Source organism: Okeania sp. SIO2B9, assembly GCF_010672505.1.
Classification (GTDB): domain Bacteria; phylum Cyanobacteriota; class Cyanobacteriia; order Cyanobacteriales; family Microcoleaceae; genus Okeania; species Okeania hirsuta.
This window is the reverse complement of the sequence record NZ_JAAHGK010000186.1, coordinates 1-7,933: the sequence shown is the minus strand read 5'-3', so window position 1 is coordinate 7,933 and position 7,933 is coordinate 1. Positions and strand designations below refer to the sequence as shown.

Annotated in this window: 4 protein-coding genes and 1 pseudogene; 1 reads left to right on the top strand and 4 read right to left on the bottom strand. The window is 37.7% G+C overall.

Annotation, left to right across the window (positions count from 1 at the left end):
• Window positions 1-444: 444 nt before the first annotated feature.
• The 3 genes and pseudogenes from F6K13_RS09130 to F6K13_RS09120 all read right to left on the bottom strand — a co-directional run bounded on the left by F6K13_RS09130 (window position 445) and on the right by F6K13_RS09120 (window position 4,074).
• A pseudogene (locus F6K13_RS09130) lies at window positions 445-879 on the bottom strand (diguanylate cyclase).
• A 41-nt stretch (window positions 880-920) separates the two neighbouring features.
• Window positions 921-1,739 (bottom strand): CBS domain-containing protein, encoded by an 819-nt coding sequence (locus F6K13_RS09125; RefSeq protein WP_124147598.1) that lies wholly within the window; start codon window positions 1,737-1,739, stop codon window positions 921-923.
• Between the two features lie 661 nt (window positions 1,740-2,400).
• Complete coding sequence (locus F6K13_RS09120) at window positions 2,401-4,074, bottom strand: iron ABC transporter permease (protein ID WP_240039192.1); 1,674 nt, start codon at window positions 4,072-4,074, stop codon at window positions 2,401-2,403.
• A 704-nt stretch (window positions 4,075-4,778) separates the two neighbouring features.
• Between F6K13_RS09120 and F6K13_RS09115 the strand changes: the two genes are divergently transcribed.
• Entirely contained in the window at window positions 4,779-5,921 is a 1,143-nt protein-coding gene (locus F6K13_RS09115; RefSeq protein WP_124147597.1) for an ABC transporter ATP-binding protein, read from the top strand.
• Between the two features lie 837 nt (window positions 5,922-6,758).
• Here the strand turns inward: F6K13_RS09115 and F6K13_RS09110 are convergent.
• Window positions 6,759-7,619, bottom strand: coding sequence for an Npun_R2479 family HD domain-containing metalloprotein (locus F6K13_RS09110; protein ID WP_124147596.1), 861 nt, complete (start codon window positions 7,617-7,619; stop codon window positions 6,759-6,761).
• Window positions 7,620-7,933 lie beyond the last annotated feature (314 nt).

Genomic DNA, 7,933 nt, shown 5'->3' with positions numbered 1-7,933 from the left:
GTACCTTACTATCCTAAAAAGTGCTGTAAATTTTTACTGCCACTAGCGATCGCCTGTCAAATTCTAGCTAAAGTATTATGACTTCTTCCTTCTTTTTCCATTCAGCTATTTTGACATCACATTCCAGACAGCTAGGATTTTCTATTTTCAACAGCTTGATTTGATCGAACAATCCGCCATATAATTCCTGATTAATTGTTACAAATAATCAGGAATTAACTACTACAATAACTTGACTAATAACTGTTAGTGTAGCTCCTCCGTAGGAGGCTAACTGTTCGCTAAAATGACCTATTTTCATTGGGCTTAATTTGATTTTGCTTCAATAAAACTGCTTATTTATGTTATGACCCTTAATATTTATATATGACTTATTTCTTTATGCTTAATTCAGATTTTTTTAAAATTTCTTAATTAAAAAAAAACATAAAATCAAGATTAAGTTTACTGCTTTAATTGATACAAAACAACTCGATTATGTCCTGCTTTCTTCGCCTGATACAAAGCTTCATCAGTCCGTTGAATAATATTTTCTCCTGTAATTCCATGTAGAGGAAAACAAGCCACTCCAAGAGAAACAGTGATATGTAGCAGAGTTTATCCTTGATTTTGTAATGATAATTACCTCACTCCAGAACAAATCATTTATGCTCTTTGTTGAGCAATCTTTAGAGGAGTATTAGTTGATATCACAGTCATTTATTCTCCACCGTGACGACAAACAATATCATATTTTCTAACTTGTTTCTGTAAAAACTGCGCTACTTTTTGGAGAACAATATCTCCTACATTGTGACCATAAGTATCGTTAAACTGTTTAAAGCGATCGATATCTACCATGATAATACTTAGAGGTTGTTGATAACGTTTCGCTTTGATAACAAAATGTCAGAAAACCCTGGAAACAGTTTTTTGATAAATTATGCTAGCATTTTTTTCGTATCTTCAATTTTTTCGCAAGCTTGTAAAAAATCTATCATTTGGTTAATAGTTGCCATTTCTTGGTTGTGTTGCTCCAGTCTATTTACTGATTCTTGCAAACTCTCTACCTGTTGCTCTAGATGATTATTATTACGATGCAACATTTCAATTTTTTCAGTTTGTAGGCGATCGACTTCCTGTTGCAATATCTGAATCATTCCATGCATATCCACAGGATTCAGATTTTCCAACAAGCTAGTTTGCGTGACGAGTCCTAACAATTGGCCATCACTACCACATACTACTAATCGTTGTACTCGCAACCTTTGCATTTGTTGATGAGCTTTCCATAAGCTATCAAACGGAGTCAAACTCTGTAAAGGAGTACTCATAACTTCTGAAGCTTTGAATTGTTTGATATTCATCCCCAGTGCTTGAAATTGCACAATATCTCTTTGTGTGACAATTCCAATATGATATAATCTCTGTTGTGGATCTGTGCGAATTATTACTATACAACTAACTCGATACTTTACCATTTTTTCTACCAAAGTAAATATAGATAGATCTGGCGTTCCATGAATAACATCAGTAGTCATTACTTCTTTTACCTGTCGATGTTTAAGTAAATCAACTGATTTTAAAGAATTGCGGAGACTTGCAACTGTAATCAAACCCACTAATTCCCCTGTATTGGATAGTACTGATAGATGACGAATTTTATGCTGCCGAAAACAATTGACAACTTTAAAAATATCTTCGATATGTGAAGCAACTATTGTAATCAACTTCTGAGTCATCACATAATTGATTTTCAAATTTTCCAGAGAAATTTATTGGGCAATTAAGCGTACTATATCCCGCTCGGTTAGTATTCCTAATAGTTGATGATTTTCTACTACTAATCAACAACTCGATCGCTTGCTTGACTCTATACTTTGATTTGATTAGAGTTGTCGCTTTATAACTTAAAAAAATCCCAAAAACCTTGTTTTGTAAGGATTGTAGTTATTGGATATAAAAAAAGCTTGGAATTATTGCTCTGTCTAGGTTAGAGTGATTTTTTCCCTTTATTTAGCGACAACTCTATTGTGTAACTGCATCAACCCCCTCATCTTTTTTTCTGGGTTAACTTAGATGATATATTGCTTCAGTCAGTGGCATATCTGAGCCTCTTATACCAATTTGAAAAAAGAATGTTACCGTCACAACACAGGGAACAACGGCGCGACCCCGTGGGGTGCGACAGACTGATATGGTAGCGCACTCCTGTTAGGGAACACGGGTTATGGGAATAGGCAAAGAAAAACACGATTTATGGTCAGGACTTACACAAGATATTAAGTCATATCAAATCCGTTTAATTCGGTATAAAAAAATGTTCCATCTTCAACCATTTTCAAATATTTCTCGATCTCCCCACATTCCCCTCCTGGGAGGGGTTAGGGGTGGGTTCCCACACTCCCCCACTCCCTATCTTTAATATTGACGCGATTTAGCAATTTTCAAACTGAGTAAAATTACTGGTATAATCCCTACCAAAACAATTGCTAAAGCTGGACCTGCTGCCTCCGTTAGCCGCTCATCAGAAGCCAAATTATAAACCCTCACTGCTAAGGTATCAAAATTAAACGGACGAATTACCATTGTTGCAGGTAACTCTTTCATCACATCCACAAAAGTTAGCATTGCTCCAGTTAATAACCCTCCCCACATCATCGGTGCATGAACTTTAACCAGAGTCTTCGTAGCTCCATAACCTAAACTTCGGGAAGCATCATCTAAACTTGGTTTGATTTTAAGCAAGCTTGACTCCACAGCACCAAATGCTACCGCCATAAACCTCACCAAATAAGCAAACACTAATGCTGTAATAGTTCCACTGAATAATAAACCAGTTGATATCCCAAATCTTGAACGCATGAAGCTATCAATGATATTATCAACCGCACCTATAGGAATCAAAATTCCTACTGCAATAACTGAACCCGGTACAGCATAACCCATTGCAGCAATGCGGGTTGATAAACGCATTCCCAAATTTCGATTCAACCGCACGCCATAAGCCATAATTAAGGCGATCGCTACAGCAAAAACAGCAGTAACTCCTGCCAAAATCAAACTATGGGAAGCATAATTCCAAAACTGTCCCCGAAAACTTTCCCCACTTTCAGCAATAGTCATTTCTAATAATAATCCTGCTGGCAACAGAAAACCCAACAAGACTGGCAGCAAACAAGCAAATAAACTGACTATCCCACGTATTCCACCTAAATGAAACTGCTGCAATTTTTGATACTGACTGCTAGTTTGATAATATTTTGCCTGCCGACGCGACCATAACTCCAGCAAAATTAACCATAAAATAAATAACATTAATACTGCTGCCAACTGTGCTGCTGCAACTCTCTCTCCCATGCCAAACCAAGTTCGATAAATGCCAGTGGTAAATGTTTCGACTCCAAAATATTGCACTGTTCCGAAATCATTGAGAGTCTCCATCAGTGCTAGAGCTAAACCTGCCATTATTGCTGGTCGAGCTAGAGGTAAAGCTATTTTATAAAAGCTACGCCAAGGGTTGCATCCCAGGGAGCGACTAGCTTCTAAAGTACAGGTTGATTGTTCTAAAAAAGCGACCCGTGTTAATAAGTAAACATAAGGATATAGGGTAAGGGTTAACAAAGCGATCGCTCCTCCAATGGAACGAATCTCCGGAAACCAATAATCACTGACACTTGCCCAACCAAATACCTCTCGCAACCACATTTGTACAGGTCCATAAAATTCTAGTAATTCTGTGTAGGTGTAGGCAAGAATATAGGCGGGAGTTGCCAATGGTAGCAGCATTGCCCATTCAAAGATGCGACTACCAGGAAAGCGACACATTGTGACTAACCATGCTACCCCTACTCCGATGACGACAACTCCACAACCTACTCCTACCATTAAGATGAAGGAGTTTAACAGATAACGGGGTAAAACTGTAGAAGCTAAATGACTCCAAATTTCTCCTGTATCCGAGAAAATACTGCTGAGAATAAATACTACAGGAGCTGAGATTAATAAAGCGATCGCTATGACAAATACTGTCCAAGCATTCCAGTTGAAATAGTTAAATTTTTTCACATTATCAAACATTTTGATTTTATACATTAGAGACTATAGCGCTGCGCGCAGGCAACAGGCAATAGGCAACAGCGGTGCGACCCCGCGTCGGCGTCAGACGCAAGGGAATGCGCACCAAGAGAGGCAATAGGGGAAATAAAAAACCGTTGGCGCAAGCATTCCGTAGGAAATCATATAAGACTTTTAGTTATTAGACATCTCCAAAAATAAAAAATAAAATCAATTATCATACAGAAATTATCAATTATTTTCCCCCTCCATACCTATTCCCTATTCCCTCTTTTCTGGAGATGTCTATTACGTAATACTATTTCTGAATAGAAAAGTAATACTATCAGGACTTATATCATATAGCAATATGATTTTAGTTGTGAGATATTGAAGACTTTTGTTTTAGGTATGGAGGGAATAGGGAATAGGGAATAGGAAAGAAATGAATACATAAGAATAAGATAACTACTATATTCTATGCTTTAAAGGAATACCTCAATTCTCACATCTGATTTCTGATTGCTATATATAGAATTTTCTCTTCAGCATAGCTGCCTTCTGCCCTCTGCCATCTAGAAATAGTAAGCGTACCGTCACACACCCTACTTTATTGGCAAATAGCCTCTTAGAAAATTTCCAGAAACTTAATGAGAATATCTCCTAAAAATTAGGTTAATATAATTGAGAAGTAAATAATGTTCTAGACATATTTTAAGAATTTAAGGGAGGTTAAACAATAAATGGCCCAATCTGTAATTCTCTGTTTGGAGAGTGTCAGCAAACAATTTTCTCGCACTGCTACCCCTGCGGTGCAAAATGTCAATTTAACATTGTACCAAGGGGATATACTAGGGTTATTGGGGCCTTCAGGTTGTGGCAAAACAACTTTATTGAGAATGATTGCTGGATTTGAGCAACCACAGTCAGGTATTATTACTATTAATGAGCGAGTAGTTGCTGGTGTAAATGATTGGGTGCCACCGGAAAAACGAGATGTTGGTATGGTCTTCCAAGATTATGCCTTATTTCCCCATCTAACGGTAGCTAAAAATATTGCATTTGGTTTACATAATTCTGGCAAAAAGTCAAGTAGGCAAATTAATCATCAGGTTGCAGATGCTCTGGAGTTAGTTGGTTTATCTGGTTTGGAAAGTCGTTATCCCCACGAACTTTCTGGGGGTCAACAGCAACGGGTAGCTTTGGCGCGTGCTTTGGCACCAAATCCAGCTTTAGTATTATTGGATGAACCTTTGAGTAATTTGGATGTACAAGTCAGAATTAGATTACGGCAAGAATTACGAGATATTCTCAAAAATGCTGGTGCTTCGGGAATTTTTGTTACTCACGATCAAGAAGAGGCAATGGCTATTTCTGATCGGGTGGCAGTAATGCGAGCTGGATGTGTGGAACAGTTTGGTACTCCGGAAGATATTTATACTGAACCTGCTTCTCAGTTTGTGGCTGAATTTGTAACTCAGGCTAATTTTTTATCTGCACGTCGTCAAGGTCAGGTGTGGGAAACGGAACTTGGGGGTTTTGAATTAACAGATAATCATTTATTTTGTGGAAAAATTGGTAGCTTAGATGAATTTGATCGAGTTGAGTTAATGATTCGTCAGGAAGATTTGATGTTAAAACCTGATGATGGCGGGTCTGTAGTGATTCGCGATCGCCAATTTTTAGGTCGTGAATTTCGTTATTCTTTACGCACTGAATCTGGACAAGAATTAATTGCTCGTACAACTCCACAAGTAGCATTGCCCATTGGAATTAAGGTTAAGGTATCTATTACAGAGGATTGTTTGAGGGTCTTTCCTTCTACATCTACTAAAAATCTGGCGTTAGTGAAATCACTGGGTGATTTTGTACGGCAGGCGAGGTAAAAAATACGTTGTTGCCGACCTATTTATAGAACCCTTATGGAATCTATTTAAAAATATAGGGGGAGTGTGGGGAGTGTGGGGAGTGTGAGGAGATGGTGAATCTGGAGGGAAATTTCCACCTTTTTCCCTATTCTATTTCTCTAGATCCTGATCTCAAATCCGTTTTATTGGACATAAAAAAATTCTCCAATCGTTATAACTACGCTCATCTTTGTAATTCTCTCTCCTCCTGAGGACTGAGGACTGACTCCTCCTGACTTAAGCATTCTATAACTGTTTAACCGGATTTGATCTGAGAAAGTCCTCCTGACTCCTTTGCCAAAAACCCGTATCGCGTGCAAAGATACCATGAGACTTCTATAGGTATTCAATTTTTAACAATAGATGAGTTGATTGCAAGCTGGAGTAATAAAGCGATGGTGTTAGTGGAGTCGCACCCAGACTTTTATCAAAACTTAGACTATAGAAATAAAGTTAGCGGTTTGTAGCATTAACTAGGACATTGGAGTTATGGCCTTATCATTGCTAAGGTTTTACTGTTAAACCTGTTTATCAGTATGATTTTTTTCTTTAATACAAATCCTGACAAACGATGTACTGACTCGAACGGATAGGGATATGCTAACTGGAGTAGCGATCACTGTTTTAGTAATAAACGCCATCGCTGTTAGTCTCAAATTTATCCAATCAATGCTCATTGCTCACCTTGCCCAATGCTTGGAGCTAGATATCATCTTAGAATTTTGGATAAAGTTTTTCGAGCACTAATTATCCCCAGTCAGCAGGTGCAGAAACCGGGTTTCTCTAGATAGTAATAAATTTTGCCTTGATCGCTAACTAACTGATAGCTACAGCCTCTTCAACAGCATTATCATGTTCTACTCGGAAAACATTCGCACTTAGGTTCGCTACTATCTGTTTTCCTTGTTGAGTAAGATTTAGATAAGCGATCGCATCCTTAACGTAGCTATAAACTACATTCCAGTAAAACTTAGGATAGCCCCGACGTAAATCACCTGGATTATGATATCCCAGTATTTTATTCTGGCCTGTTTCCTCAAACTCATAGAAAAGGGCACTAATTTTTTGTAAATAACGGGGGTCGCTTAATTGACCTATTAGATCTGCTGCCCTCACCAAACCAGGATAGTTTTCCTTATCCTGATGATCTTCATCTGCTGGTACTGGAAAACGAGTCAGTTCTATGTTACGCTTAATTACTTCTGCATCAATTAACTTATGACCTCCAAAGCGTTCCTCAATAAATAGTTTACCTCGGTCAACATGATAAGGAGTTAGGTTAGCATCCGTAGCGCCTCTAGGTAAAGATACACTGGTACCATCTATGCCTGTAGCATACAATCTTAAGTCTCCTCTATCTTGACGACATACACCTTTGACATATCCAATATCGTGACAAAGTAAGGAAATGTGGTAGTGTAGCCAATCTTCACAAGAAACTCCGCCCTCACGGATATGCTTCCCGCGTAAAATTTCTTGTCCCACTAAAGTTACAAGAATAGTATGTTCTACATTGTGATACAGGGCATCACTATTAGCAATATTTTCTAATGCCATTCCGGCCGCCCAGGCAATAATATCAGCATAATCTGCTTTATATCCACCATAAGTATGACGATAGCCATTAGTCAGCCGTTTTATGAAGGCATCAATTAAAAGTTCTGTGGAGTTAAACATCTGCAGTCTCCTAATTTAAATTTTCTATTTCACTGAATTTCAGTTTAATGAACTTATACACTTTTTTATTTACCATCATCAACAAATTATCTCACTTCATTTTCTTTTTTTCATTCCTCTATACTACTTATTATTATTTTTAGCCATAGTGAAAAAGTTAATTTCAGGTTTCAATATATAGCAATTTTATTTGTGATATCTCCTAGGCTTTTAGAGAACAGGGAACAGGGAATAGGGAATGAGAAACACCTAAGCAATAAAATCCTCACGAATGATTTAGGATTGCTATATCTACATTGATTGAATACTTAGAA

Coding starts and splice junctions, on each gene's coding strand:
- F6K13_RS09115 (WP_124147597.1), top strand. CDS start 4,779: ATGGCCCAATCTGTAATTCTCTGTTTGGAGAGTGTCAGCAAACAATTT.
- F6K13_RS09120 (WP_240039192.1), bottom strand. CDS start 4,074: ATGTATAAAATCAAAATGTTTGATAATGTGAAAAAATTTAACTATTTC.
- F6K13_RS09110 (WP_124147596.1), bottom strand. CDS start 7,619: ATGTTTAACTCCACAGAACTTTTAATTGATGCCTTCATAAAACGGCTG.